This is a genomic window from Bradyrhizobium sp. SMVTL-02, from assembly GCF_051853005.1.
GTDB lineage: Bacteria > Pseudomonadota > Alphaproteobacteria > Rhizobiales > Xanthobacteraceae > Bradyrhizobium.
Genome location: NZ_CP182469.1, coordinates 7,601,246 through 7,626,510, shown reverse-complemented (window position 1 = coordinate 7,626,510; position 25,265 = coordinate 7,601,246). Strand labels below are relative to the sequence as shown.

Here is a 25,265-nt window from a genome sequence, read left to right as displayed (position 1 = left end):
GTGTCAAACCTTTTGCGAGATGCGCAGCGCTTGGTTGAGGTCGTCGATGATGTCGGAGGCGGTCTCGATGCCCACCGAGAGCCGCACCAGCTCTTCGCCGATGCCGGCGGCCTTGAGCTGCTCGGCGTCCATCTGCTGATGCGTGGTCGAGGCGGGGTGGATCACCAGCGTCTTGGCATCGCCGACATTGGCGAGATGACTGATCATGCGCAGGGACTCGATGAACTTGCGTCCCGCGGGCCGGCCGCCCTTGATACCGAAGGACACGATCGAGCCGGCGCCGCGTGGCAGCAGCGTCCGGGCGAGCTGATGGTCCGCATGGTCCTCGAGCGAGGGATGCAGCACCCAGTCGACGGCTTTATTGGACTTCAGCGCCTCCAGCACCAGGTGCGTGTTCTGCATGTGCCGGTCCATGCGCACGCCCAGCGTCTCCACGCCCTGCAACAGCTGGAACGCGTTGGTCGGAGACAGGCAGGCGCCGAAATCGCGCAGGCCCTCGGTGCGCGCGCGCATGATGAAGGCGGCGGTGCCGAACTGCTCGTCGAAGACGATGCCGTGATAACCGCCATAGGGCTCGGTCAGCACGCCGAATTTGCCGGAGTCGCGCCAGTCGAACCGCCCGCCGTCGACGATGGCGCCGCCGATCGCGATGCCGTGGCCGCCGATCCATTTGGTCGCCGAATGCATGACGATGTCGGCGCCAAGCTCGATCGGGCGGCTGAGATAGGGCGTGGCAAAGGTGTTGTCGATCAGCAGCGGAATCTTTGCCTCATGCGCGATCGCCGCGACCTTCGGGATATCGAGCACCTCGAGGCCGGGATTGCCGATGGTCTCGCCGATCACGAGCTTCGTGTTCGGCTTGATGGCGCGGCGAAACGCATCGAGGTCGCGCGGTTTCACGAACGTGGTGGTGATGCCGAAGCGCGGCAGCGTGTGTGCCAAGAGGTTGATGGTGCCGCCATAGAGCGAGCTCGACGCCACGATGTGGTCGCCGGCATTGAGCAGCGTCGCGATGGCCAGATGCATCGCTGCCTGGCCGCTCGCCGTGCAGATCGCGCCGACGCCGCCTTCCAGCGCCGCGAGCCGCTCCTCCAGCACGCCGGTGGTCGGATTGGAGATGCGCGTATAGATGTGGCCGGCGCGCTCCAGGTTGAACAGCGCGGCGGCGTGGTCGGAATCCTGGAACACGTAGGACGTGGTCTGGTAGATCGGCACCGCGCGGGCACCGGTTGTGGGATCCGGATGCTGGCCCGCATGCAGGCTCAGGGTCTCGAAGGCAGGCGGCTTTGGCGCGGGCATGCGTGGCCTCGTTGGTCGGTCGATGATGGCGGCCGTTGTGCCATAAAAACGTGTGCGAAGTCAGCCATTGACAGTGCTGGGTTTGAAGCGAGCTCCAGCCTCATTGCCAGTGCGCTCCCTCGCCCCGCTTGCGGGGAGGGAGCACATCTCCCTCGGAGCGCGATCCCGCTCACCCCGCCGGCTGCTTCGCCAACCTATCCCGCACCGCGGCCGCGATCTCGAACGAGCGCAGCCGCGCGGCGTGGTCGTAGATCTGCCCCGTCGTCATCAATTCGTCCGCGCCGGTCTCGAGGATCAGCGCCTTCAGTTTCTCTTCGACGGCGCCGGGCGAGCCGACCGCGGAGCAGGACAGCGACTGGCCGACCATGGCCTTCTCGGCCGGCGACCACAGCGCATCCATGTCGTCCACCGGCGGCGGCAGCGGACCGGGCGTGCCGCGGCGCAGGTTGATGAACTGCTGCTGCAGCGACGAGAACATGCGCTGCGCTTCCACGTCGCTGTCGGCGGCGAACACGTTGACGCCGACCATCGCATAAGGCTTGTCGAGCTGCGCCGAGGGCTCGAAGCGCGCCCGATATTCGCGCAACGCCGGCATCATCATCTGCGGCGCGAAATGCGAGGCGAACGCGAAGGGCAGGCCGAGCATGGCCGCAAGCTGCGCCCCAAAGGTGCTCGAGCCCAGGATCCACAGCGGCACCTTCGTCCCCATGCCGGGCACGGCGCGGATCGGCTGGTTCGGCTGCACGTCGCCGAGCAACGCCTGCAATTCCAACACGTCATGCGGAAAATTCTCGGACGTGGTGGCGAGGTCGCGCCGCAGCGCCCGCGCGGTGAACTGGTCCGTGCCCGGCGCGCGCCCGAGCCCGAGATCGATCCGTCCGGGATAGAGCGACTCAAGCGTGCCGAACTGCTCGGCGATGACCAGCGGCGAATGGTTCGGCAGCATGATCCCGCCGGATCCGACGCGGATCGTCTTCGTCCCGCCCGCGACGTGCCCGATCACCACCGACGTCGCCGCGCTCGCGATGCCCGTCATGTTGTGATGCTCGGCCAGCCAGAACCGCTTGAAGCCCCATTTCTCCGCATGCCGGGCAAGGTCGAGCGAATTGCGAAACGCCTGCGACGCATCGCCGCCCTGACGGATGGGAGCGAGGTCGAGCACGGAGAGGGGGATCATGCGAGAGGTCCGGTGAGGGGCGCAACGCGCCGGGCCTTGTCATGTAATACCGTCCGGCCCAAATGTTAGCCGTTGCAGCGCCGATTGGACACCGGCGCAAACGATGCCATTCGAAACTGTCGTGGGTGGCCGACGAACGCCCAGATGGCGTTTTTGACCCAGCGGACCTCCAGCGCAGGCTTGACTTACGTCAACGTTCGAAACTGGTCTTCATTTTCACTTCCCGCATTGGTTTGCTTCGATTCCTTCCTGGAGAGGTATCATGGCCGATACGACCAAGCTCTCGGTTGAGAAAGCACTCGAAAAGATACGTCAACGCGACGAGCCGAAATCAGCGAATTCACGCATCGATGAAAAAACCGACGCTCTCAATGAAGAGATAAAACGCATGAGAGCACAAAGGCTCCGCCTTGAACGACAACAGGGCAAGCGTGGCTGAATAGCACGCGGACGAGCAGAGCGTTGCGAAACCCATCATGTTTCGAGGCAAGGCCTCGATGGGTTTCGCTCCGCCCTCCTACGAAGCTGTCCGAGCAGTTCGCCCCTCCGTTCACAACACTGTTATTGCGACCTGTTGCGCCCTTTGTCCCAGCTGGGCGTTTTGCGCCTGTTGTTGTATCCTCGGCAAAGTCATTGCCCGGGCGCCAGGAGGAACTGACATGGCCGTGGTCGTCTTCAGCCGCCGCACCCTCCTCGCCGCCGGCGGCTCCGTCCTTGCAACCGGGGTTTTCGCAAGCGGGCTCTCCGGGCTCCTGCTGCCGGCCCGCGCGGACGGCCTCGCGCCGACCGAGTCGATGTCGGGCGGAGCGAACAACTACCGCAAGGGCGCGGCGATCGTGGACCGGATCGGCAAGGGCGGCTTCTGGATGAGCGGCACCGTCCGCCGCGCCGGCGACGGCGCCCCGCTGGCCGGACAGCGCATCCAGATCTGGGCGCACACGGTCGAAGGCCAGGAGCACGAGCCGCAGAGTCACGGCGCCACGCTCACCGACAAGGATGGCAAGTTCCGGCTCGAGATGCCGCAGATCATTCCGATCTTCGGCCAGCCGCATGGCCATCTCGCCTATGACAGCGGTGAGTTCAAGACCGTCTTCCTGCGCCCCGTGATGCGGAGCGCGAAAGAGACCAGCCTCGAGGCGCATTTCGTTCTGCAGCCGGCCTGATCGAATTGCAATCGATGAGGTGGAGTACGGTCCGGGCGATCCTGATCTGGGCCACTCTCGCCTTGGTCATCGGCGTGCCGATCGTGCTTGCTGCGGCAAGCGAGCAGCTCGCATGGCGCGGGCCGGTCTACATCCTCGCCGGATTTGCCGGCATCGTCGCCCTCGGCCTCGTGCTGGTTCAGCCCCTGCTGATCGGCGGCTACCTGCCGGGATTGTCCGCCTATCGCGGACGGCGCGCCCATCACTGGATCGGCGGCGCGCTTGCCCTGGCGATCGTGATCCATGTCGCCGGCCTCTGGATCACCAGCCCGCCCGACATGATCGATGCCCTTTCCTACACATCGCCGACGCCGTTCTCTCCCTTTGGCGTGACCGCCATGTGGGCGATCTTCATCGTTGCGCTGCTGGCTTTGCTGCGTCGGCGCCTGGGATTGCGGCCGCGAACCTGGCGCTTCCTTCACATGCCGCTCGCGGTCGTCATCGTCGCAGGCACCGTGGCTCATTGCCTGCTGATCGAGGGGACGATGGAGACGATCTCGAAGGCGGCGCTCTGTGCGCTCGTCCTCGCGGCGACTACAAAAGTCATGATTGATCTGCAGGTGTGGCGAAAGCGACGGGCGCTCCGCGGCGAGGGCATTGCGGGGCAGCGCGTCGGGCGGAACTGATGGCGGATTGGTGCTCTGCTTGCCGCAGATGGCGGGGGGGCGTATCCTTGCGCGATGACTGTCACGGGCCCCGATCTGAAAGCGTTCCTGCTGGCGACGCCGTTCTTCGGCGGTCTGTCGGATCCAAGCCTCGACCTGCTGATCTCGATGCTGGTCGAGTGCCGCTACGACGCCGGAGCAACCGTCGTGGCCGAAGGCGAGCCGGGACGCTCGATGTTCATCGTCAAGTCCGGTCGGCTGGCGGTGAGCAAACGCGTCGTCTCCGGGAGCGTCGTCCCGATCTCCCGTCTGGAGCCTGGTGATTTCTTCGGCGAGATGACGCTGATCGAAATGCAAAATCGCTCGGCCACGGTGGTCGCGGAGAGCCCGACCGTGCTGTACGAACTGACGGCCCGAAAGCTCTATGCCTGCTACAAGGCCGACATCCACGCCTATGTGATCGTTCTGCAAAACATCAATCGCGAGCTGTGCCGAAGGCTGCGCCGAGCCGACGATCGCTTCGCCGAGCAGCAGATGCGCTACGGCCATTGACCGTGCGCAGGATGATGGGTAGAGCGCTTGCGAACGCGATCATGCTTCGTCACGGGCTAGACCTCGACGGGATTCGCTTCACTCCGCCATGCTGCGAACTGGACGTCACGACTTATCGTGCGCGTACTTCTCCAGGAGCAGCCGATTATATTCGTCTCTCACGGCTCTCTTCGAGACATGCCCTTTTCGGTCTTTGGCAATCCTCAGAAGATCAGGATCAGTCGGGGCCCGTGATTTCCGCCCGAATCTCGCAAAGAGTGGGGTCGTAGGCGCCGACGTCCTTCCAAACAGCCCGTCAAACCATCCCATTGTGTCCTCCCGGACAGACCGCGAAAGGTAAGACTATCACCATGAATTTGGAGGGCAATCGGACAGTGCGACTGCATCTTCCCGAAGGGCTCGCCACCACATGGCCCCGCGACCGGGGGCAGGCCTTGGGCTAGGCAGTTCGAACGTCGGTAAGGAGTAGGCCGCAGTTCAGGCGCGTCGATGAGCCGCAACTCGCGGCTTCGCTGCAAGCCCCTGAAGGCAGCGGCAATCCTGCCGCGTATGCTCGCGTCTCGGCCCGAGAGATCCGGACGTTCAGGGAGGCAGGTAACGGCTAGAGCAACGCCATCGAGTGCAGCGAGTTTCTATGAAAGCCGAAGGCAACCAGGCCGGACAGAAGCAGCACAGTCCCAGTCACGATCAGGCAAAACGCAAACACTATCGGAGCCTCTGGTTCGTCATGAATGAGAAGACGATAATGGATAGAATTCTATCGACAATCGAAAGGAATAATTAACCTTACCTCGCGGCCCTGCAGGTCGGAGTCTGGGCATCAGGTCGTTGGGACGTGTCGTCGGGCTTGTGTTCTCCATGCAGGCCAATTTGCCCGTCGGGCAAAACACCTGCCCCGACCAAAAATCCGTCAATCCTTTTTCCGATATTCGGATTGGCGGCATTATCGCGCCATCCCGGTCCCCGGAAAGGGGCGATCGTACGTCGTAACGAACGTGGATCGGGGTGCGGTGGACGCGTTTGCGTCGGGCACACGAGGCGGGACCAGGGCGAGATGAACCTCGTGAGGTTCTGGCGGTGTGCTGACGGACGGCGCAACAGCGTACGGCAAAACCGTGTGGTCCTTGCGTCTACTGATTTTTCGGGTTGGGGAAGGTTGGCGTAAACCCCTGAAAATGAAGGCATCTTTCGATAATTGTTGGGAAAGGAAAGGTCCGCCGGGTACGCGCCGGGCCCTAATAGGCCCTGTGCGCGCTCGGCCGGATTACGCGACCCCCGGGTCATTGCTAACCGCCCTTGGCTGCCCGTCGTGCCGCGCAGCGTGGCCGCCTGAGCGCTGGCGCGGGCTCCTGTAGCCCTGCCGCTCCGGCGCGCTGTACGGCCTTACTGTGGCCTGACGCCTTGGCGTGGCAAGGTCCCTTGCGCTTGAGCGGGTTAAATGCGGCGGCTACCCTTCAGCCGGGTACAGCTTATGGAGCTATCACCATGAAAATCACAGCGTTTAGGCGCTACGCTTCAGCGGTGACGCTGCTTGCTTTGATGGGCTCGGCGACTGCCTTTGCGCAAACAAGCAATCAGCCCAACGTTGTTTTTATTCTCGCCGATAACGTCGGCTATGGCGATCTTGGGTCATATGGCGGCGGCGAGTTGCGCGGGGCTGCGACGCCGCGCCTCGATGCACTGGCTCAGGAGGGAATGCGTCTCACCCAATTCTTAGTGGAGCCAGCATGCACGCCCTCCCGTGCCGCGCTTATGACCGGACAATACTCGATCCGCAACGGTCTGTCGCTAATTGCCATCGAGGGAAGTCCCTATACGTTTCCTGCTAACGCCTTCACCATGGGCGATTTGTTCAAGAGTGTTGGCTATGCCACAGCGATTTTCGGGAAATGGCACCTTGGAAGCGCACCTCACAGTTTGCCGACCGCGCACGGTTTTGATGAATTTTATGGTATCCCGCCGGACATTAGCTGGGATGCGGCGACCTATACGACGACCATCGCCCTAACGCACTCGATCAATGAGCCTTATGAGACACTGCTAAAGACTGGGCCGCAGATCGTTGAGGCGAAGCCAGCCGGGCCGTTGCAGAAGGTGAAGCCATTTACGGAGGACGTGCGTGCTAACATCGATCATGAGTTGGTGGAGAAATCAATTGACTTCATGCGGCGTCAAAGGGCCGCTGGGAAGCCCTTCCTCCTCTACCTCCCGTTCTCGATGGGGCACTTCCCGAACCTGCCCTCGCAGCAGTTCAAGGGCAAGTCGCGGATTGGAAATTACGGCGACAAGATAATGGAGGGAGATTATCACGTCGGCCAGATACTCGACACGCTGAAGCAACTGGGCATTGACGATAACACCATCGTCGTCTTCGCCTCCGACAATGGGCCGCAAGGGCAAACGGCACGCGAACACGGCAACCAAGGGACGCCGGACATGGGTAATTCTGGTCCGTTTCGCGGCGAACTTGGCGAAGTGACAGAGGGCGCGATACGGACGTCGGCGATCATCCGTTGGCCCGGCAAGGTCAAGCCGGGCACGACCACATACGCGATGTTCTCGATCATGGACTTCCTGCCGACGTTCGCCCATATCGTCGGGGGCAAGATGCCAACAGACCGGGCGATTGACGGCGTCGATCAAACCGAAGTCTTACTCGGCAACACGACCACAGGTCATCGCGAAAGCATGTTGAGCTTTATCGGTGGAGAACTTGTTGCTACGCGTTGGAAGCAGTGGCGCATTTATTTCACTGACATTCATCCGACCGGCATTGGACCTCAGCGGCTGCCCGGCATGTTCTCCGCCAGCGCTCCGATGGCGGGATATCCGAAGATCTTCAACATTGAAATGGACCCACATGAGGATCTCAATGTAGCGGCAATGTTTGGCTGGGTATCGGGACCGGCGCTCAAAACTGTCGATGAGTACAAGGCAACGCTCAAGAGATATCCCAATCCGCCCGCGCCGAACATCACGCGGTTTGACAGCGGTGGCTAACGGATATTCCGCTGCCATGGGCGCGGGTCCTTTGAGGGCGTGAATGACTGGGGGACGCGCGACTGCCGACTTTGAGGATGTTTGCATTTTTTCAAGTTCACCTAAATTTCTTGCGGGTCGGTACACAAAGGCGGGGAGATGAGCGATGTGGCGTAGTGCCGTCCGTCAGCTGACCTGACCCAATCAAAACAAGCACTCGCCATGGCACCAGCTTGCGTTGCCGATTTTACGGCTTCGTGAGAAGATGTCATCGCATGAACGGGCCGCATGACCTTGGTGGAAAGTCCGGCTTTGGCGAGGTCTCGCGCGAAGCGAACGAGCCTGCCTTTCACCATCATTGGGAAGGGTTAGCGTGGGCCCTCAACATGCTCGCGATCACCAAGCTCCGCGCCTACAAGCCTGATACCTACCGACATGCCGTCGAGAGGATGACCCCATCTTGGTATCTCGCCGCCCGGTATTACGAGCGGATGCTCACGGGCGTCACCACCCTGCTCGTTGAGAAGGGAACGGTTTCTCTTGATGATCTTGAGCACCGTGCCGGCGGTCGCGTGCCGTTGTCCGATCCCGTCGCGGCGCTTCAAGTCTTGCAAACCGAAGATTCTGAAGCACCCGAGGCACGCTTCTCACCGGGCGACGCTGTGCGCGTTATCGCAGAGGCAACCCCGGGACATACACGTTGCCCCACTTATGTTCGCGGCAAGCAAGGCGTGATCCGGCTTGTTTATCCGCTCGCCTACTATCCTGAACTTCGGGCCCATTCGACCGTCAAACGTCGCGAGCACAGTTATGCCGTTGAATTCGCGGCGACGCATCTCTGGAACGAGGGCGACCCTGCACAGACGGTACTCGTCGAACTGTTTGAGAGCTACCTGGAGGCGCAATGAGTGCACCGCATCCAAATCAACCTGCAGCGACACCTGAACGACGAGCTTTTGCCCTGCGTGACGCACTCGTTGATCGCGGACTGATAGAGGCCGGCGAAGCCGAAGCGCTGGCGCATCGTGCCTTGGAAGAGCTTTCACCTGATAACGGTGCGCGGGTTGTGGCGAGAGCATGGGTTGATCCTGATTTTCGGGAGCGTCTTCTCTCCAATGCGACCGCTGCTGCTAAAGAACTTGGGATAGACGGACCAGAAGGTCGGCAGATGGTAGCGGTCGAGAACACGGCCACAACGCACAACGTAATTGTTTGCACACAGTGTTCTTGTACGGCGTGGCCGTTGCTGGGGTTGCCGCCAGATTGGTACAAGGCACCGCCATATCGCGCGCGCGTGGTCCGAGAAGCTCGCACTCTCCTGGCAGAGATGGGGCTCCAGTTGCCCGACGCCACAGATATCCGCGTGTGGGATACAAGTGGCGAGACGCGATATTTCGTGTTGCCAATGCGACCTGAAGGGACAGAGCATCTAACGGAAGAACAACTCGCCCGTCTTGTTACTCGGGATGCGCTAATCGGGGTCGCTCGTATTCAGCATAGTAGCGCGCTGTAGCTGAGATGATCTTGCGTTCGACATCGGCTGCTTAGACCTCACGGCCTGTTCCGCCGCTTCAACGCCCATAGCCGTAGGCTTCCTCCTCGTAAGGATCAATCTGCGGTTGGCGGCGGCACGAGGGTGTGTTGGGCTTCACCTGTATGCCGCTGTGCAGTTTCCTGCGTGTGCTTCCGTACAGCGGACCGTGGGCGCCAGCCGGCATCCGGCCTTCCCTGCGCCCCTTCAAGATGTGGGCATGCGCCTTCTGAACCAATCCCGGCGCAGCATGTTCGCTTTGGCTTACCAAGCGCATCCTAAAATCAATCAAACTTAGGCGCGCCTTCACCACTCTGCAGCTCCTCAACGCCATCTACATGCCCTGTGTTGGCGCAGCCCACGCTCAACAATCCCGTCCTGAAGGCCTACTATCAGCGCCTGATTGCCATGGGAAAAGAGCCGAAGCTTGCCATCATCGCCTGCATGCGCAAGCTGATCATCATCCTCAACACCATGATCGCACGACGCCAAAAATGGGATCCTGGCCGCTACGCGCTGAGCTGAGCGAGCGTGCCCACCGCGCTCGGTCCTCGACCGAGCGCTTGCAAAGCCAAAAGACCGGTGAGCGGACGGGGGCAAGGCCGTCAGCCGCCGCAGGCGGGGGCGCGCCAGCGCCAGCCTTGAGGCCGGCCGGTCACCGGGCTACTTCCAGCACAGTTGCTCTCCAAGGAAGAGGGGCAAGGAAAACCGCAAAACTCGGGCGTGAGATGCCCCGAGAATGCTGTCTCATGTCTGATTGAACGAAGAGAATGGTGCTGCCAGACAGGATTGAACTGTCGACCTCTCCATTACCAATGGAGTGCTCTACCACTGAGCTACGGCAGCATGTGCTGGGATCAGAATCGGCCGCCACAGGGCCTACCAAGCGGGCCGATATCTGCCACAAGCCCCCCTCCTGTGCAAGCTTGCAAGACCCGTCAAAACGAGAAAATCGGCCCGATATCGTGGCCAAAATGCCCATTTTCGCTCGAAACGACGGACTTTCCGCCTATTCGGGCTCCGATATGCCCGCCCAACTGGCCAGTTGGCCCAAGGCCCGGAGTCGATCCATTTCGAGTTTCGCACGATCGGATCGCACCGGCCTCTTGAGCTGCCATGTTCGTTGGGCATGTTATGGCCGATCGTGGCGATGGACCTTCGATGACTGATCGGACGAACGACAAGAGCACGAGCCGGACGCAACAGGGCCGGGGATCCCGGGACGACCGGCTGAAATCGGCGCTGCGCGAAAACCTGAAGCGGCGGAAGCTGCAAGCGCGCGAACGCGCCGCAATCGGGGAGCCCTCGCACAACGACAATGGTTCCCCAAATGCGGGGGCCGCCGGCAAGACCGGCGATTGAAGACTGGCAGCTAGATTTTGGAATGAGCGGGAATGACGATGGCGCAGGACGAGGTGCAACGAACCGACCGGGAGGCGCTGATGGCGCAGTTCACACGTCCCGAGCAGACGTTTCCGACATTGACGCAAGTCGAGATCGAGCGCCTGCGCCATTTCGGCGAGCTTCGGCACTATAAGGACGGCGAGCTGCTGTTCGAGACCGGCAAGCCCGGGCCGGGCATGTTCGTGGTGCTGGCGGGCCACGTCGCCATCACCCAGCGCGACGGCCTGGGTCACGTCACCCCGGTGATCGATCAGGGGCCGGGGCAGTTTCTGGCCGAGCTCGGCCAGCTCTCGGGCCGGCCGGCGCTGGTCGACGGCCGCGCCGAGGGCGATGTCGAGGTGCTGCTGGTCCCGCCGGACCGGCTGCGCGCGCTGCTGGTGGCTGAAGCCGAACTTGGCGAGCGCATCATGCGCGCGCTGATCCTGCGCCGGGTCAATCTGATCCAGGGCGGTATCGGCGGCCCCGTGCTGATCGGCCCGTCGAACTCCGCCGGAGTGGTGCGCCTGCAGGGCTTCCTCACCCGCAACGGCCAGCCGCATCATTTGCTCGATCCCAGCAGCGAGCATGACGCCGCCGAACTGATCGCGCGCTATTCGCCGAAGCCGGAGGATTGGCCGCTCGTCGTCACGGCCGGCGGCACGGTGCTGCGCAATCCCAGCGAGACCGAGCTCGGCCGCGCCATCGGCATGATCGGCGGGGCCAAGGACAACCGCATCTACGACGTCGCCATCGTCGGCTGCGGGCCAGCGGGGCTGGCGACGGCGGTCTACGCGGCCTCCGAAGGCCTCTCGGTTGCCGTGGTCGACACCCGCGCCTTTGGCGGCCAGGCCGGCGCCAGCGCGCGCATCGAGAATTATCTGGGTTTCCCGACCGGCATCTCCGGCCAGGCGCTGGCGGGCCGCGCCTTCACCCAGGCACAGAAGTTCGGCGCCGACATCATGATTCCAATGTCGGTGAGCTCGCTGGATTGCTCACGCGCCAACGGCACCTTCGCGCTGGCGCTGGATTGCGGCGACACCTTGCGCTCGCGCGCGGTGGTGGTCGCGAGCGGCGCGCGCTATCGCCGGCCCGAGATCGCGAATCTCGACAAGTTCGAGGGCCGCGGCGTCTGGTACTGGGCCTCGCCGGTGGAGGCGCGGGTCTGCGCCGGTGAGGAGGTGGCGCTGGTCGGCGCCGGCAACTCGGCGGGGCAGGCCGCGGTGTTCCTGTCGGGCCACGCAAAGAAGGTGCTGATGATCATCCGCGGCGGCGGCCTGGGCGCCAGCATGTCGCGCTATCTCATCGAGCGCATCGAAGCGACGCCGAACATCGAATTGATGTTCAACACCGAGATCACCGCGCTCGAAGGCGACGAGACCTCGCTGCTGCGGCGCATCTGCTGGAAGAGCCGGCTGTCGGATGACGAGGACTCCGCCGATATCCGCAATCTCTTTCTATTCGTCGGCGCCGATCCTGCCACGAGCTGGCTTCACGGCTGCGGCGTGACGCTCGATCGCGGCGGCTTTGTCGTGACGGGCGCGCAGTCCGAGCTGAACCAGGGTAAGCTGGTGGCCCCGCTCGAGACCTCGGTGCCCGGCGTCTACGCCGTCGGGGACGTCCGCTCCGGCTCGGTCAAGCGCGTCGGCGGCGCCATCGGCGAGGGCGCGCAGGTCGTGGCCTCCCTGCACGGCTATCTCGGCGACGCCGCAAAACCGGCGCTTTAAAGCACGATCCGGACCCGAAGGGGCGCATTAGCGAAAAGTGTGGAGCGGTTGAGATCGTGCTCAAACTAAAGGTCAAGGACAAGACAAGGCAATGGCAAGCCGAATCCGGCTTGCCATTGCGCCACATCCTGCAGACTATCGCCTCATCCTGAGGAGCCGCGAAGCGGCGTCTCGAAGGATGAAGGCCCGGAACCATGAGACGGCCTTCCATGGTTCGAGACGGCGCTAACGCGCCTCCTCACCATGAGGACCGAAAGCTGAACGAGCGAACAAAAGATTCAACGGGAGGACTCAATGGCTGAAATCGTCGTGCTCTACAAAACACCCAAGGATGCTGCCGCCTTCGACAAGTACTATGCCGAGACCCACATTCCGCTCGCGAAAAAACTTCCCGGACTGAAGAAATACGCCGTCAGCAAGGGACCGGTCGCATCTCCCGCAGGTCCTTCCGGAATCCATCTCGTCGCCATTCTCACCTTCGACAGTGTGGCTGACATTCAGGCCGCATTCGCCAGTCCGGAAGGCAAGGCGACCGGCGCCGACGTGCCGAAATTCGCCAGCGGTGGCGCCGATTTGCTGATCTTCGACACCAAGGACGTCTGAGGGATCGGTTCAACTCTCGTCGAAAGCCTGCCGTCGTTTGCGACAAAAAAATTCAGCCATGCGTTTGTCGATTCGCACGATGACGCATGGCTTTGCACATGCGTGTGGCGTCAACGCAGGTGGCAATCTCATGAGGAGCGTAATACCATTCTCCCGAACTCAATGCAGAGCGTAGGAGAGATGTCATGGTCCTTGGGTTGAGCCTGCCCGCCTTCACGTTAGTCCATGTCATCATCAGCCTGATCGGCATTGTCGCGGGCCTTGTTGTGATGTTCGGCCTGCTCGGCTCGAAGCCGATGCCAGGCCTCACCGCGATCTTCCTGCTGTTCACGATTCTCACCAGCGCGACCGGCTTCCTGTTTCCGTTCAAAGAGCTGCTGCCCTCGCACATCATCGGCATCATCTCGCTGGTGCTGCTTGCGATCGCCTGCGTCGCGCTCTACGGCATGAAGCTCAAAGGCGTCTGGCGTCCGGTCTACATCGTGACCGCGATGATCTCGCTCTATTTCAACGTCTTCGTGCTGGTGATCCAGTCGTTCCTGAAGGTGCCGGCGCTCGCGGCGCTCGCGCCCGCCGTGCCGCCGGCGCCGCCCTCCGGCCCCGTGTTCGCCGTGGTGCAGGGCATCGTGCTGGTGTTTTTCGTCGTGCTCACGATCGGCGCCTGGCGCCGCTACAGGCCGATGACGTTTGCTTGAACGCACGTTTCAGGTCGGTGCGCGGCATCGACCTCGTGATATCGCACACCCATCTCCGCTTCGCCGGCTCGCAATTTTCGAGCCCCGGATTGATTCTCACGGAAGGAGCCATTCATGCCCACCATCACCACCAAGGACGGCGTCGAGATCTTCTACAAGGACTGGGGCTCGGGCCAGCCGATCGTGTTCAGCCATGGCTGGCCGCTGTCGTCGGACGACTGGGACGCGCAGATGATGTACTTCGTCACGCGCGGTTATCGCGTCATCGCCCATGACCGCCGCGGTCACGGCCGCTCGGCGCAGGTCGCCGACGGTCACGACATGGACCATTATGCCGACGATCTCGCCGCGCTCACCTCGCATCTCGACCTCAAGAGCGCCATCCATGTCGGCCATTCCACCGGGGGCGGCGAGGTCGTGCACTACATCGCGCGCCACGGCGAGAGCCGCGTCGCGAAGGCCGCGATCCTGTCGGCGGTGCCGCCGCTGATGGTGCAGACCGCGGCCAATCCCGGTGGCCTGCCTAAGAGCGTGTTCGACGATTTCCAGACCCAGCTCGCCGCCGGACGCTCGGCATTTTATCGCGACATCGCGGCGGGCCCGTTCTACGGCTACAACCGCCCCGGCGCAAAACCACTGGAAGCGGTGATCGAGAACTGGTGGCGCCAGGGCATGATGGGCGGCGCGAAAGCGCATTACGACGGCATCGTCGCGTTCTCGCAGACCGACTTCACCGAGGACCTGAAGAAGATCAACGTCCCCGTGCTGGTGATGCATGGCGACGACGACCAGATCGTCCCTTACGCCGATTCGGCGCCGCTCTCGGCCAAGCTGCTCAAGAAAGGCATCCTGAAAACCTACAAAGGATTCCCCCACGGCATGCCGACCACGCACGCCGAAACCATCAACGCCGACCTCCTGGCGTTCTTCAGGGAGTGAGCTGATCTTACCCTCTCCCCTTGTGGGCCCTTGTGAGAGGGTGGCTCGCCGCGGAGCGGCGAGACGGGTGAGTGGTCTGTCTCCGCGAGCGACGATCCACATCTGTTTTCGTGGCTAGAACCGCTCACCCGGCGCTTCGGGCCACCTTCTCCTATAAGCAGCCCGTCACCTCGACCGAGCAGATGGGCCGCGCCATGATCCATGTTGCCCGGGAAGGGGATCCCCGGAAGGTGCTGGAAATGGAGGATATCAATGACGTCTCGCCGGCCGGCCCGTTAGTTGTGAGGAAATTTCGGCGCCTGCGCGCGTTGAGCCCCGTCCGCCCCGAAGGAGAAGCGCCGGCGATGTCTCCCCAGCTCAAAATGATCGCGCTCGATGCCGACGATCTCGCCGTGATCTCGGCCCATGTCCAGGATGCCCGCGTGCAGGCCTCTGACATCATCTGGCGGCAGGGCGAGAAGCGACTGGTGGTCGGCATGAGCCGGCTGGACTGGGAGCAAACGCTGGACGGCGCGACCGAGCCGCGCCGGCTGGTCGCCGCGCTCCGCTTCGACCGCGTGCTCGCCTGCAAAGCGCGCAACATCGACATGGGCGCGCTGGACAAGGTCCTGGATCTCGTCGGTATCGAGTTTCACCCCCAGGACGGCCGCGCCGAGGAGCCCGGCGGCAGCGCCCTCCTGCTGTTCGCCCAGGGCGGCGCCATCCGCCTCGACGTCGAATGCCTGGAATGCGAGCTGACGGATCTGGGGGCGGACGATCTGGGAACGGGCGTGGAGGTCGAAGGGGAGGGGTGAGGTGGCGCTTTGCGGTATACCAGCCAAACCTGCTCAGGTGTCGTCTGGGCCGCCGCCGAGACGACACCTCTCAAGGGTTGACGGCCGGGAGCCGCCGCGCCATTGAGCAGGGGCCCGGGTGAGCCAATCCGCCCAAAGACCAGCCGGAAGCCAAGCCGCACATGCCCGTCCGTCTCGACCGCAGCAGCGCCGATTTCGACCAGCGATTCGCGGCCTTCCTCGCCGCCAAGCGCGAGGTTTCGGCCGACGTGGAGGCTGCCGCGCGCGCCATCGTCGACGATGTGGCGAGCCGTGGCGATGCGGCCCTGCTCGAGGCCACCGCAAAATTCGACCGGCTGAAGCTGGATGTATCCGGCCTGCGTGTCACGGCCGCCGAGATCGATGCTGCGGTGAAGGCTTGCGATGCCGCGACGCTCGATGCGCTCAGGCTCGCGCGCGACCGCATCGAGACCTACCACAGCCGCCAGCTGCCGAAGAACGAGCGCTTCACCGATCCGCTCGGCGTCGAGCTCGGCTGGCGCTACACCGCGATCGAATCCGCCGGCCTCTACGTGCCCGGCGGCACCGCGGCCTATCCGTCCTCGGTGCTGATGAACGCGGTGCCCGCCAAGGTCGCCGGCGTCTCGCGCCTCGTGATGGTGGTGCCCTCGCCCGACGGCAAGCTCAACCCGCTGGTGCTGGCCGCCGCGCATCTCGGCGGCGTCACCGAGATCTACCGCGTCGGCGGCGCGCAGGCTGTCGCCGCGCTCGCGCACGGCACCGCGACGATCGCGCCGGTCGCCAAGATCGTCGGCCCTGGTAATGCCTATGTCGCCGCCGCAAAGCGGCTGGTGTTCGGCAAGGTCGGCATCGACATGATCGCCGGTCCCTCCGAGGTGCTGGTGATTGCCGACGACACCGGCAATGCCGACTGGATCGCCGCCGATTTGCTGGCGCAGGCCGAGCACGATGCCAGCGCGCAATCGATCCTGATCACCGATTCTGCGCGGCTTGCCGCCGATGTCGAAAAGGCCGTCGAGGCGCAGCTGAAGACGCTGCCGCGCGCGCCGATCGCTGGCAGCTCGTGGGCCGATTTCGGCGCCATCATCATCGTGAAGAATCTGGCCGACTGCATTCCGCTCGCCGATGCGATCGCGGCCGAGCATCTCGAGATCATGACCGTCGATCCCGATGCGCTCGCCGCAAGGATCCGCAACGCCGGCGCGGTGTTCCTCGGGGCACATACGCCGGAGGCGATCGGCGACTATGTCGGCGGCTCCAACCACGTGCTGCCGACGGCGCGCTCGGCGCGATTCTCCTCGGGCCTGTCGGTGCACGACTTCATGAAGCGCACCTCGATCCTGAAATGCGGGCCGGATCAGCTCCGCGCGCTGGGACCCGCCGCGATGACGCTCGGCAAGGCGGAGGGGCTGGATGCCCACTCGCGCTCGATTGGATTGCGCCTCAATCTGCCATGACAAAGCCGCCCGAACAGGACGAGTCCAGCAATCGCATCGTCGCGGTCACCCTCGACGAGGACTCGATCGGCCGCTCCGGGCCGGACATCGAGCACGAGCGCGCGATCGCGATCTACGACCTGATCGAGCAGAACCTGTTCGCGCCCGATGGCGCCGACGGGAAGGGGCCGTTCACGCTGCATATCGGCATCACCGGCAACCGCTTGATGTTCGACATCCGCAGCGAGGACGGCACGCCAGTGGTCGCGCATCTGCTCTCGCTGACGCCGTTCCGGCGGATCGTGAAGGACTATTTCATGATCTGCGACAGCTACTACCAGGCGATCCGCACCGCGACCCCGGACAAGATCGAGGCCATCGACATGGGCCGCCGCGGCATCCATGACGAGGGATCGCGCACGCTGCAGGAGCGGCTGAAGGGCAAGGTGCGGGTCGACTTCGAGACCTCGCGCCGGCTGTTCACGCTCATTACTGTCCTTCATTGGAAAGGATAAGCGCGCATGATCCCGGAAAGTGGGAACCGGTTTTCGGATCGGATCATGCGCAAAAACAAAAGAGCGTAAGCGATGGCTGCGCCCCCACGCGCACGCGATCCGCAATCGGTGCTGTTCGCCTGCGCGATGAACAGCGTGCGCTCGCCGATGGCCGAGAGCCTTCTGCAGCACATGTTTCCGCAGGGCCTCTACGTGAAGTCCGCCGGCGCCAGGAAGGGCGAGCTCGATCCGTTCGCGGTCGCCGTGATGGGCGAGCTCGGTCAGGACATCTCTGGCCACAAGCCCCAGACCTTCGAGGAGCTGGAGGATTGGGAGGGCCTGAATTTCGACCTCATCATCACGCTCTCGCCGGAAGCGCACCACAAGGCGCTGGAGCTGACCCGCACGCTCGCCGCCGACGTCGAATACTGGCCGACGCAGGATCCCACCACCATCGAGGGCAGCCGCGACCAGAAGCTCGCCGCCTACCGCGAGGTCTGCGACCAGCTCCTGCTGCGCATTCGCCGGCGGTTCGCCAAGGTCGGCGCGGCGAGCGGGTAGCGCACGGCGGGCGTAACACCCGCGTCACAGACTGAGGGCACACGCATGTCGGACACACCTCGAATCAGCAAAGTCCGGGTTCCCGGGTTGTGAAATCAGCCCCCTTCCGATAGGTTCCGCGCGCAATTCATCCCCTGCCTCATCCCCCAAATCACCTGATGCTCGGCCGCCCCAAATTCGTACTTGCCTCCGGTTCGCCGCGACGCCTGTCGCTGCTCAACCAGGCCGGCATCGAGCCGGACGCGCTCCGGCCGGCCGACGTCGACGAGACGCCGAGGCGGGGCGAGCTGCCGCGCGCCTGCGCCAATCGCCTCGCGCGGGCCAAGGCCGATGCGGCGCTCAAATCGGTGCAGCTCGATGACGAGCTACGCGGCGCCTTCATCCTCTCCGCCGACACGGTGGTGGCGGTCGGCCGCCGCATCCTGCCCAAGGCCAATCTCGTCGACGAGGCCGCGCAGTGCCTGCGGCTACTGTCGGGCCGCAACCACCGCGTCTACACCGCGATCTGCCTCGTCACGCCGCGCGAGGCCTTCCGCCAGCGCCTGGTCGAGACCCGCGTCCGCTTCAAGCGGCTGTCGGAGGACGACATCCAAGCCTATATCGGCTCCGGCGAATGGCGCGGCAAAGCCGGCGGCTACGCCGTGCAGGGCATCGCCGGCTCCTTCGTGGTGAAGATGGTGGGCTCCTACACCAACGTGGTCGGCCTGCCGCTCTACGAGACCACGACGCTGCTCGGCGGCGAGGGCTTTCCGATCCGCTTCGGCTGGCTCAACTCCACTGCGGTTTGACCGCCGGGTCGCGCCGACAAAAACCTCGAAAACAACCCCATGCACAGTAGAATGGCCCGGCCGGATCCGGGCGGTGGCGCATGTGCCGCTGCGCCAAGGAACCCGCTCGCCGACAGGCGCTTGAACTCCCTCACCCCGTGCAAGCTGCGCATCTCATGGACGACCAGGTCAAAAAGCCCGCCGGGCCGCTCAAAACCTGCCCGATCTGCGGCAAGCCGCAGGCGCAGGCCACCCGCCCGTTCTGCTCCTCGCGCTGCCGCGACGTCGATCTGAACCGCTGGCTAAAAGGCTCCTACGTCATTCCCGGCCGCGACGACGAAGTGGATGATGAATAGTCTTATGATTTCAATCATTTAGGCGAATGGCCAAGGCGCCGCGCGCCAGCCGCGGCGAGGCTCTCCCACCTTGTGCACAGCCGGGCCATGCCCCGCGAAGCCAAAGGCGAAGCGTGGGTGGACAGGCAGCTCCCGGCCCACTATAAACCGCCCGCTCGATGGGCTTTGGCCCCTCTCTTGGAGCACGCCCAGGTAGCTCAGTTGGTAGAGCATGCGACTGAAAATCGCAGTGTCGGTGGTTCGATTCCGCCCCTGGGCACCATTTCCACGCTTTTCCACGCTGAACTACGATTTGGTGGGAGGTCATTGCGTGAGAGGCCGGACCGCGGCGCCACGCTGCGCATTGCCGTCTCCACGCAAGACGATGGCAATTGACCAGTAATCCGAAGCCGCGATGGGAAAAATCGTGAGTGTTTCCTGAATAAGGGTACTCGATATTCGGAAATCGAAAGTGCGATGACGCCCTAAGCATCGTCCTCATCGGTTATCCGGTCGCGCTCCAGCTGACTCTCCATCCGGCCATACGACGTTTCGGCGATCCTGTCGTTGTGCGCCTTGATGGGAGGTTGACCACCTCCCGAAGATGCTTATCGCCCTTGATGCTTTCGCAGCGCAGACTGCCAACGGCATTGATGGCTCCCTCATCCGATCCGCCGCGCGCTTCGATGCCGCATGTATGATGCTGGAAAAAGGGACCGGCGGCTGAAGCCCGCAGCTTCCGATCACGCCTTCGGATCGGGACCAGCTGAGGGTGAGCCCCCCGGCGCTACCCTTGTCCAACATCGCGGCAGCTTCGGCTGGGTGGAATCGGATTAGATCGCATCCGACGGCGAAACCGCTCCGGGAACGTTCGGAGGGGCCTTGTCAGGAAACGACGTACGGCTGTCCTGATCCGCGGGATCGTGCTCGTTGTCCGGGGCACGACTCGTTGCGACATACGGATAAGCCCGTCCCCATCAATCGCCCCGAACGGTCGACGGCAATCATGACGCGCTGAGCGCAAGGAGGATGTGATGACCGCGAGCAGCATTGTTCCTCAAGCAAACGAAGAGCGAACTCATTCAACAATGATGGCCTGGCGCGTGCACGAGTTTGGGTCGCCAGAGGTCATGAAGTTCGAGCGCTTGCCGCGACCCGAGCCAGGTCCTGGCGAGGTCCTGGTCAAAGTTGCGGCCGCTGGAGTTGGCCCATGGGACGGCTGGATCAGATCCGGCAAGAGCGCTTTGCCGCAACCGCTTCCCCTCACTTTGGGCTCGGATCTGTCCGGTGAAATCGTCGCGATGGGGCCGGGCGTTTCCGAACTACGTGTGGGAGATCAGGTTTATGGTGTTACGAATCCGCAGTTTATCGGTGCGTACGCCGAGTACGCTGTGGCTTCCGCAGGAATGGTCTCGAGCAAGCCAAGCTCGCTAAGCCATCTCGAAGCCGCGTCCGTTCCTGTCGTCGCCGTGACGGCATGGCAGGCGTTGTTTGATCACGCCCAACTCAAAGCGGGTCAAACGGTGGTCATTCACGGTGCGGCCGGCAATGTCGGATCCTATGCAGTTCAACTGGCCCGTCACGCGGGTTTGCAAACCGTGGCGACCGCATCGATGGGCGATATTTCCGTCGCGGGCAACCTCGGCGCAAACACGGTGATCGACTACCGGACGCAGCGCTTCGAGGAAGAAGTTCAGAACGCGGACGCTGTGATTGATCTGGTCGGCGGCGAAACACAAAGCCGCTCGTTCCGGGTCCTTCGTCGCGGCGGCAAGCTGATCTCGGCAGTGTCCTGCCCGGATCAGGATCTTGCAAAGCGCTACGGTGTTGAAGCCGCCTTCTTTCTGGTCAACGTCACGAGCCAATACCTGACAGAGATCGCTCGCTTCATCGATGGTGGAAAACTACGAACAAAGGTAGGGGCAGTCTTACCCCTCGCGGATGCGCGCGAGGCTCATTTGATGCTGGAACGCGTGCGGCCTCAGCCGAAAGGAAAGATCGTGCTCGACGTCGGAGCGAGTTGATCAGCACAATTTCGCAGTTGCGCGCGCAACGCACAACCAAGCCTCACAGTAACTCTTGAAAGGACGCAACCATGACAACCCAAAATCTCTCCAATGCTCTCGTCGTTCCCGATTCCCTGCTCGCGAAAGAGGCGACAGACATCCTGCGCGAACATTCCACCGATCTGCTCTTCAATCACTCGATCCGCGTCTACCTGTTCGCGGCTGAGCAGGGTCGTCAGAGGAATCTGCGCTTCGACCGTGAACTCCTTTACGTCGCTGCCGCATTTCACGATCTCGGCCTGATCAAGAAGTTCTCGAGCTCAGACGAGCGCTTCGAGGTCGATGGCGCAAATGCGGCCCGACAGTTTCTTAACACCCACAACATCGCTGAAGATCAGGTGCAGACCGTCTGGGAAGCAATCGCGCTGCATACCACTCCCGGCATCCCGAAGTACATGGGTCCTGAAGTAGCGCTCCTCAATTCCGGTGTCCTTCTCGATGTCATTGGAGTGGGGTTCGAGCAATTTCCCGCGGAGCTGCGCGAGGAAATCGTCGCCAAGTACCCGCGCACCAATTTCAAAGAAGGCTTCATTCAGGAGTATTTCGCCGGTTTTGCGCACAAGCCAGCGACCACGTATGGCACCGTCAACGCCGCCGTTTGCGAACGTTTCATGCCGGGGTTCAAGAGTCCCAACGCCTGCGACCTGATCGCTGCTTCTCCTTTCCCGGATTCCCAGCACCAGGCTCACAATCATGACTAGAACCTATCTTGTGCTCCAGGAGCTCGACCCCGATCGCGCGCAAGCTACCGGCGTCGGCTCGCTAGCCTCCCTCATCTGGCTAACTCTCGGCGCTTCTGCCATCGGCACCGAGGGGTCCATGATCGCCGGGCTTTTACCCGCCCTCGCGCGGGACCTGCACGTCGGTTTTCCCGCCGCCGGCCATCGGCCCTGCATCTTGGTTCCAGCTAGTTTGCGCGAGCTCGTTAGAAGTGGAGTGCTATGATGTCGATCAGTGGATTTTCCTATCGGATTGGCGCGCTGTCAAACCCTCGAGATACGACAGCAAAACTAGTGAGGAGAGCAATGCGAGCGGCCTTCGTGCCGCTGATAGCGTTAGCGATCGCCTTGGGAGCTTCACCCGCGATCGCGCAGGAGCGGGAGGAGGTGAAAGTCGCGTTCGAGCACGCACTCCCGAATGTCGAAGGAAAGAAAATAGTTGCTGTGACGGTGAACTATCCTCCCGGAGGCAAATCGCTGGCTCATCACCACGCAGCCTCGGCATTTATCTACGCCTATGTGTTATCCGGGGCCATCCGCAGCCAAGTTGGCAATGACCCCGCCAAGGTCTATCACGCAGGCGAAGGGTTTTACGAAATGCCCGGCTCACATCACACCATCAGCGAGAACGCCAGCGACAAGGAGCCTGCCAGCCTACTGGCAATCTTCGTCGTCGATTCCAAGAACGGGCCCTTGACGACGCCAGACAAGGGGCCGTGATCACGAAGATTGCGCGACGAGCTCGCCTGTGGCCGTGATGCTCAATTGAGGAGCTGCAGGGGCTACTGGTTGGCGGCTGCGCCAACGAGCCAACCGGTAGACGTTTCGTTGTTGCTTCGCTGGTCGTGCCAAGACTTTTGCAGTCTCCGGAACTAGTTGCATAATGGGGCGCTAGACTGGAGAGACAGAGAGGTGCCGGTACAAGCTGTCGCAATCGTCGTCTGTGAGGGGGTCCAGGCGCTAGACGTGGCTGGGCCGATGGATGTGTTCAGTGAGGCGAACGCGTTTCTCGGCAGCGCGGACCGCTATGAAACGGTATTGGTTGCTGCTCACCGCAATCCGCTGCGCGCGTCGAACGGCATACGCATGGTCGCCGACCTGACCTTCGAGGAGGCGGCGGGCGGCTTCGACATCGTTCTGGTGGCCGGCACTCCGACGCCACCGAAAGTGGAGCCCGAACCCTGCCTGCTTCAGTGGGTCAAGGAGCTGCCGTGGCGCTCCAGCGTCTATGGATCGATCTGCACAGGGGCTTTTGTGCTCGGCTATGCCGGCCTCCTCGACGATCGGCGAGTCACGACCCATTGGCAGGATGCACAGGCGCTGGCGGCAAGGTTTCCGAAGGCAAAAGTCGAACCGGATCTGATCTATGTCCGCGATGGACGGTTGATCACCGCGGCTGGTGTGACTGCGGGGATAGATTTGGGCTTGGCGCTCGTCGGGCAGCGGCACGGCGCGGAAACGGCGCTCAAGGTCGCCAAGCGGCTGGTTGTCGTTGCCCAGCGCCAGGGCGGACAATCGCAGTTCAGTCCCTATCTCACGGCACCTGCCGATCCGGAATCGCCAATCGCACGCATCCAGGACCATGTCATGGCCAATATTGGGGATCGCCACACGTTGGAGTCGCTTGCCGCTGTGGCCGGCATGAGCCCCCGGAACCTGGCTCGGCATTTCAGGCAGGTGACCGGGACCACACCGCACGAATTCATCGAGCGCGCCCGTATTGATGCCGCGCGCATGATGCTGGAAGCAAGCGACCGACCGCTGAAGGCCATTGCCTTCGATTGCGGCTTCGGATCTGCAGATCGGATGAGGATTGTCTTCAGCACCCGTCTCGGCGTGACCCCTGTCCAATACCGCGCCAGCTTCCGGCGAGCAGAACCGGAATAGTTCGCGAGCTATCCGAGGACGAAACTGCGGGCTCCTACTGCGCTGAAGCTCCGAGCGGCCCTTTGTCAGGAAACGACGTACGGCTGTCCTGATCCGTAGCCTCCCGCTTGTTGTCCGGAGCAGAGCTCTGTTGCCTAATCCGGACAAGCAGCCAGCCGTTATCCAACCAAGGAGATTGCTCCATGTCCGAAATCATCGCCGGCATTCGCGTGCCCGACAGCGCCATCGCGCGCGCAGCCACGCAGCTCGTGCGCGATACCGAAGACGACCTGCTCTACAACCATAGTCGCCGTGTCTTCCTGTGGGGCGCGCTCACGGGCGACCGCCGCGGCCTGAAATACGACCCGGAGCTGCTTTACCTAGGCGCCATGTTCCACGACATGGGCCTCACCGAGAAATATTCGAGCCCCGATCTGCGCTTCGAGGTCGACGGCGCCAATGCCGCCCGCAAATTCATGAAAAGCTACGGCGTGCCCGAGCGTGACATCGAGGATGTCTGGACTGCCATCGCGCTCCACACCACGCCCGGAATCCCCGAGCATATGCGCCCGACCATCGCGCTGGTGACCGCTGGTGTGGAGATGGACGTGCTCGGCATCGCCTATCACGACTTCACGCATGAACAGCGCGACCATGTCTGCATTCATCATCCGCGCGAGCCGAATTTCAAGGAAAACATCATCGATCACTTCGCCAACGGAATTATCAAGAAGCCGCTGACGACGTTCGGAAACGTGAAGGCCGACGTCCTGTCGCTGAAGGACATGAACTATGTCCGTCAGAACTTCTGCTCGATCATCCTTGGCTCAGCTTGGCCGAACTAATCCCTCCTTGGTGTACTGCATTTCCGTCGGCCAAGATCGAGGGACGGGAAACATTGATGCCACGAGCCGGATACTGATGCGTTCGCCACGTTTCAGGGATTCGAAGTGTAAAACTTAGTCGAAGAGGAGATCACCATGGGAAGCCGGGAAGAACTCATCAGCGTAGCATTCCGTTTCTCCGGGAAGTCAAGGACACGACACCCGGCGCGGAGATGGAGCGCTGGCTCAACACAACATATGGGGAAGATAGTGCGCTCCATCGCCATCTCGCCCGCCTGATCGAGATCGGGGTCGAGGAGGGGTGGGCGGCAAACCCGGAGGTGGACGGCCCAATACCGGCGCAGTCGCATCCTGGAGCCGACAGCTGAGACCTTCCAGTTCAGCATCACCGCTGTCTACGTGAACAGCGCTGATCCGCGCCGCTCCAAGGACGAAGATGACCACGACGTGCTGCGCGGCCAGTATCACGGCCATCCCTATGGCGAGCTCAACCTCGTCGTGCCCCTGAACAAGGGGGCGGAGTTGAAGGGATTACAGGGATGGCAGGGACCGGGCTGGACGGCACCCGATCCGGGCAGCAGGCACTATCCCGAGGTCAGGGGCGGCGCGGTTATCGCTCTGTTCTACCTGCCTGCTGGACGCATCTCATACGATTTCAAGGCTCTCGGCTGATCATCGCAGCACATCGCCAGC

Annotated in this window: 26 protein-coding genes, 2 tRNA genes and 1 pseudogene; 26 read left to right on the top strand and 3 right to left on the bottom strand. The window is 62.7% G+C overall.

The annotated features are described in order from the left end of the window. Positions 1-3: 3 nt before the first annotated feature. Complete coding sequence (locus ACNJYB_RS36590; RefSeq protein WP_439371474.1) at positions 4-1,299, bottom strand: O-acetylhomoserine aminocarboxypropyltransferase; 1,296 nt, start codon at positions 1,297-1,299, stop codon at positions 4-6. A gap of 169 nt (positions 1,300-1,468) precedes the next feature. After that, positions 1,469-2,476: an LLM class flavin-dependent oxidoreductase gene (locus ACNJYB_RS36585; protein WP_439371473.1), complete on the bottom strand. Its 1,008-nt coding sequence runs from the start codon at positions 2,474-2,476 to the stop codon at positions 1,469-1,471. A gap of 262 nt (positions 2,477-2,738) precedes the next feature. Here ACNJYB_RS36585 and ACNJYB_RS36580 point away from each other — a divergent pair, with 262 nt between their 5' ends. From ACNJYB_RS36580 to ACNJYB_RS36545, 8 genes are all read left to right on the top strand, one after another. Then, entirely contained in the window at positions 2,739-2,915 is a 177-nt protein-coding gene (locus tag ACNJYB_RS36580) for a hypothetical protein (RefSeq protein ID WP_439371472.1), read from the top strand. Positions 2,916-3,135: 220 nt separating this feature from the next. Next, positions 3,136-3,639: a Twin-arginine translocation pathway signal gene (locus ACNJYB_RS36575; RefSeq protein WP_439371471.1), complete on the top strand. Its 504-nt coding sequence runs from the start codon at positions 3,136-3,138 to the stop codon at positions 3,637-3,639. 14 nt (positions 3,640-3,653) lie between these two features. After that, on the top strand, positions 3,654-4,304 hold the full coding sequence (locus tag ACNJYB_RS36570) for a ferric reductase-like transmembrane domain-containing protein (RefSeq protein WP_439371470.1): 651 nt from the start codon (positions 3,654-3,656) through the stop codon (positions 4,302-4,304). A gap of 54 nt (positions 4,305-4,358) precedes the next feature. After that, positions 4,359-4,835: a Crp/Fnr family transcriptional regulator gene (locus ACNJYB_RS36565; protein ID WP_439371469.1), complete on the top strand. Its 477-nt coding sequence runs from the start codon at positions 4,359-4,361 to the stop codon at positions 4,833-4,835. A gap of 1,485 nt (positions 4,836-6,320) precedes the next feature. Then, entirely contained in the window at positions 6,321-7,835 is a 1,515-nt protein-coding gene (locus ACNJYB_RS36560) for an arylsulfatase (protein WP_439371468.1), read from the top strand. 254 nt (positions 7,836-8,089) lie between these two features. Further along, a complete protein-coding gene (gene nthB, locus ACNJYB_RS36555) occupies positions 8,090-8,722 on the top strand; it encodes a nitrile hydratase subunit beta (RefSeq protein WP_439371467.1) in 633 nt (210 codons plus the stop codon). Next, positions 8,719-9,327: a nitrile hydratase subunit alpha gene (gene nthA / locus ACNJYB_RS36550; protein WP_439371466.1), complete on the top strand. Its 609-nt coding sequence runs from the start codon at positions 8,719-8,721 to the stop codon at positions 9,325-9,327. Before nthB ends, nthA begins: the two co-directional genes overlap by 4 nt. Before the next feature lie 366 nt (positions 9,328-9,693). Beyond that, positions 9,694-9,870, top strand: coding sequence for a hypothetical protein (locus ACNJYB_RS36545; RefSeq protein WP_439371465.1), 177 nt, complete (start codon positions 9,694-9,696; stop codon positions 9,868-9,870). 246 nt (positions 9,871-10,116) lie between these two features. Here the strand turns inward: ACNJYB_RS36545 and ACNJYB_RS36540 are convergent. Next, positions 10,117-10,191 (bottom strand) — tRNA-Thr (locus ACNJYB_RS36540). A 315-nt stretch (positions 10,192-10,506) separates the two neighbouring features. On the opposite strand from ACNJYB_RS36540, the gene ACNJYB_RS36535 reads away from it, so the two are divergent. The 18 genes and pseudogenes from ACNJYB_RS36535 (at position 10,507) to ACNJYB_RS36450 (ending at position 25,244) form a co-directional block, all read left to right on the top strand. Then, positions 10,507-10,707, top strand: a complete 201-nt coding sequence (locus ACNJYB_RS36535) for a hypothetical protein (RefSeq protein WP_439371464.1) — start codon at positions 10,507-10,509, stop codon at positions 10,705-10,707. A 38-nt stretch (positions 10,708-10,745) separates the two neighbouring features. Next, positions 10,746-12,452: an FAD-dependent oxidoreductase gene (locus ACNJYB_RS36530; protein WP_439375735.1), complete on the top strand. Its 1,707-nt coding sequence runs from the start codon at positions 10,746-10,748 to the stop codon at positions 12,450-12,452. A 294-nt stretch (positions 12,453-12,746) separates the two neighbouring features. After that, positions 12,747-13,055, top strand: coding sequence for an EthD family reductase (locus tag ACNJYB_RS36525; RefSeq protein ID WP_035706504.1), 309 nt, complete (start codon positions 12,747-12,749; stop codon positions 13,053-13,055). Positions 13,056-13,240: 185 nt separating this feature from the next. Next, entirely contained in the window at positions 13,241-13,750 is a 510-nt protein-coding gene (locus tag ACNJYB_RS36520) for a hypothetical protein (RefSeq protein ID WP_439371463.1), read from the top strand. A 114-nt stretch (positions 13,751-13,864) separates the two neighbouring features. Beyond that, a complete protein-coding gene (locus ACNJYB_RS36515) occupies positions 13,865-14,689 on the top strand; it encodes an alpha/beta fold hydrolase (RefSeq protein WP_439371462.1) in 825 nt (274 codons plus the stop codon). Positions 14,690-15,033: 344 nt separating this feature from the next. Beyond that, complete coding sequence (locus tag ACNJYB_RS36510) at positions 15,034-15,483, top strand: DUF2948 family protein (RefSeq protein ID WP_439375734.1); 450 nt, start codon at positions 15,034-15,036, stop codon at positions 15,481-15,483. A gap of 161 nt (positions 15,484-15,644) precedes the next feature. Continuing rightward, a complete protein-coding gene (hisD, locus tag ACNJYB_RS36505; protein WP_439371461.1) occupies positions 15,645-16,940 on the top strand; it encodes a histidinol dehydrogenase in 1,296 nt (431 codons plus the stop codon). Continuing rightward, positions 16,937-17,434 carry a UPF0262 family protein gene (locus ACNJYB_RS36500; RefSeq protein ID WP_439371460.1) on the top strand — a complete coding sequence of 166 codons (498 nt, stop codon included), beginning with the start codon at positions 16,937-16,939 and terminating at the stop codon, positions 17,432-17,434. Before hisD ends, ACNJYB_RS36500 begins: the two co-directional genes overlap by 4 nt. A gap of 72 nt (positions 17,435-17,506) precedes the next feature. Beyond that, the gene (locus ACNJYB_RS36495; RefSeq protein WP_018646417.1) at positions 17,507-17,974 is read left to right on the top strand and encodes an arsenate-mycothiol transferase ArsC; all 468 of its coding nucleotides are present in this window, start codon (positions 17,507-17,509) and stop codon (positions 17,972-17,974) included. Positions 17,975-18,132: 158 nt separating this feature from the next. Continuing rightward, positions 18,133-18,762 (top strand): Maf-like protein, encoded by a 630-nt coding sequence (locus tag ACNJYB_RS36490; protein ID WP_128919266.1) that lies wholly within the window; start codon positions 18,133-18,135, stop codon positions 18,760-18,762. Positions 18,763-18,917: 155 nt separating this feature from the next. Continuing rightward, positions 18,918-19,097, top strand: a complete 180-nt coding sequence (gene yacG / locus ACNJYB_RS36485; RefSeq protein ID WP_439371459.1) for a DNA gyrase inhibitor YacG — start codon at positions 18,918-18,920, stop codon at positions 19,095-19,097. Between the two features lie 186 nt (positions 19,098-19,283). Beyond that, positions 19,284-19,359 (top strand) — tRNA-Phe (locus ACNJYB_RS36480). Positions 19,360-20,110: 751 nt separating this feature from the next. Beyond that, entirely contained in the window at positions 20,111-21,100 is a 990-nt protein-coding gene (locus ACNJYB_RS36475) for an NADP-dependent oxidoreductase (protein WP_439371458.1), read from the top strand. 71 nt (positions 21,101-21,171) lie between these two features. Next, positions 21,172-21,843 (top strand): HD domain-containing protein, encoded by a 672-nt coding sequence (locus ACNJYB_RS36470; protein WP_439371457.1) that lies wholly within the window; start codon positions 21,172-21,174, stop codon positions 21,841-21,843. A 324-nt stretch (positions 21,844-22,167) separates the two neighbouring features. Beyond that, positions 22,168-22,581 (top strand): cupin domain-containing protein, encoded by a 414-nt coding sequence (locus tag ACNJYB_RS36465; RefSeq protein WP_439375733.1) that lies wholly within the window; start codon positions 22,168-22,170, stop codon positions 22,579-22,581. 192 nt (positions 22,582-22,773) lie between these two features. Beyond that, positions 22,774-23,748 (top strand): GlxA family transcriptional regulator, encoded by a 975-nt coding sequence (locus ACNJYB_RS36460; RefSeq protein ID WP_439371456.1) that lies wholly within the window; start codon positions 22,774-22,776, stop codon positions 23,746-23,748. A 182-nt stretch (positions 23,749-23,930) separates the two neighbouring features. Beyond that, positions 23,931-24,572 carry an HD domain-containing protein gene (locus ACNJYB_RS36455; protein ID WP_439371455.1) on the top strand — a complete coding sequence of 214 codons (642 nt, stop codon included), beginning with the start codon at positions 23,931-23,933 and terminating at the stop codon, positions 24,570-24,572. Between the two features lie 212 nt (positions 24,573-24,784). Then, positions 24,785-25,244, top strand: a pseudogene (locus tag ACNJYB_RS36450) (4-hydroxylaminobenzoate lyase). Positions 25,245-25,265: the final 21 nt, after the last annotated feature.

Coding starts and splice junctions, on each gene's coding strand:
- ACNJYB_RS36525 (WP_035706504.1), top strand. CDS start 12,747: ATGGCTGAAATCGTCGTGCTCTACAAAACACCCAAGGATGCTGCCGCC.
- ACNJYB_RS36455 (WP_439371455.1), top strand. CDS start 23,931: ATGTCCGAAATCATCGCCGGCATTCGCGTGCCCGACAGCGCCATCGCG.
- ACNJYB_RS36570 (WP_439371470.1), top strand. CDS start 3,654: ATGAGGTGGAGTACGGTCCGGGCGATCCTGATCTGGGCCACTCTCGCC.
- ACNJYB_RS36565 (WP_439371469.1), top strand. CDS start 4,359: ATGACTGTCACGGGCCCCGATCTGAAAGCGTTCCTGCTGGCGACGCCG.
- ACNJYB_RS36530 (WP_439375735.1), top strand. CDS start 10,746: ATGGCGCAGGACGAGGTGCAACGAACCGACCGGGAGGCGCTGATGGCG.
- ACNJYB_RS36515 (WP_439371462.1), top strand. CDS start 13,865: ATGCCCACCATCACCACCAAGGACGGCGTCGAGATCTTCTACAAGGAC.
- nthB (WP_439371467.1), top strand. CDS start 8,090: ATGAACGGGCCGCATGACCTTGGTGGAAAGTCCGGCTTTGGCGAGGTC.
- ACNJYB_RS36475 (WP_439371458.1), top strand. CDS start 20,111: ATGACCGCGAGCAGCATTGTTCCTCAAGCAAACGAAGAGCGAACTCAT.
- nthA (WP_439371466.1), top strand. CDS start 8,719: ATGAGTGCACCGCATCCAAATCAACCTGCAGCGACACCTGAACGACGA.
- ACNJYB_RS36535 (WP_439371464.1), top strand. CDS start 10,507: ATGACTGATCGGACGAACGACAAGAGCACGAGCCGGACGCAACAGGGC.
- ACNJYB_RS36575 (WP_439371471.1), top strand. CDS start 3,136: ATGGCCGTGGTCGTCTTCAGCCGCCGCACCCTCCTCGCCGCCGGCGGC.
- ACNJYB_RS36500 (WP_439371460.1), top strand. CDS start 16,937: ATGACAAAGCCGCCCGAACAGGACGAGTCCAGCAATCGCATCGTCGCG.
- ACNJYB_RS36590 (WP_439371474.1), bottom strand. CDS start 1,299: ATGCCCGCGCCAAAGCCGCCTGCCTTCGAGACCCTGAGCCTGCATGCG.
- ACNJYB_RS36510 (WP_439375734.1), top strand. CDS start 15,034: ATGTCTCCCCAGCTCAAAATGATCGCGCTCGATGCCGACGATCTCGCC.
- ACNJYB_RS36465 (WP_439375733.1), top strand. CDS start 22,168: ATGCGAGCGGCCTTCGTGCCGCTGATAGCGTTAGCGATCGCCTTGGGA.
- ACNJYB_RS36490 (WP_128919266.1), top strand. CDS start 18,133: ATGCTCGGCCGCCCCAAATTCGTACTTGCCTCCGGTTCGCCGCGACGC.
- yacG (WP_439371459.1), top strand. CDS start 18,918: ATGGACGACCAGGTCAAAAAGCCCGCCGGGCCGCTCAAAACCTGCCCG.
- ACNJYB_RS36520 (WP_439371463.1), top strand. CDS start 13,241: ATGGTCCTTGGGTTGAGCCTGCCCGCCTTCACGTTAGTCCATGTCATC.
- ACNJYB_RS36560 (WP_439371468.1), top strand. CDS start 6,321: ATGAAAATCACAGCGTTTAGGCGCTACGCTTCAGCGGTGACGCTGCTT.
- ACNJYB_RS36580 (WP_439371472.1), top strand. CDS start 2,739: ATGGCCGATACGACCAAGCTCTCGGTTGAGAAAGCACTCGAAAAGATA.
- ACNJYB_RS36470 (WP_439371457.1), top strand. CDS start 21,172: ATGACAACCCAAAATCTCTCCAATGCTCTCGTCGTTCCCGATTCCCTG.
- ACNJYB_RS36495 (WP_018646417.1), top strand. CDS start 17,507: ATGGCTGCGCCCCCACGCGCACGCGATCCGCAATCGGTGCTGTTCGCC.
- hisD (WP_439371461.1), top strand. CDS start 15,645: ATGCCCGTCCGTCTCGACCGCAGCAGCGCCGATTTCGACCAGCGATTC.
- ACNJYB_RS36585 (WP_439371473.1), bottom strand. CDS start 2,476: ATGATCCCCCTCTCCGTGCTCGACCTCGCTCCCATCCGTCAGGGCGGC.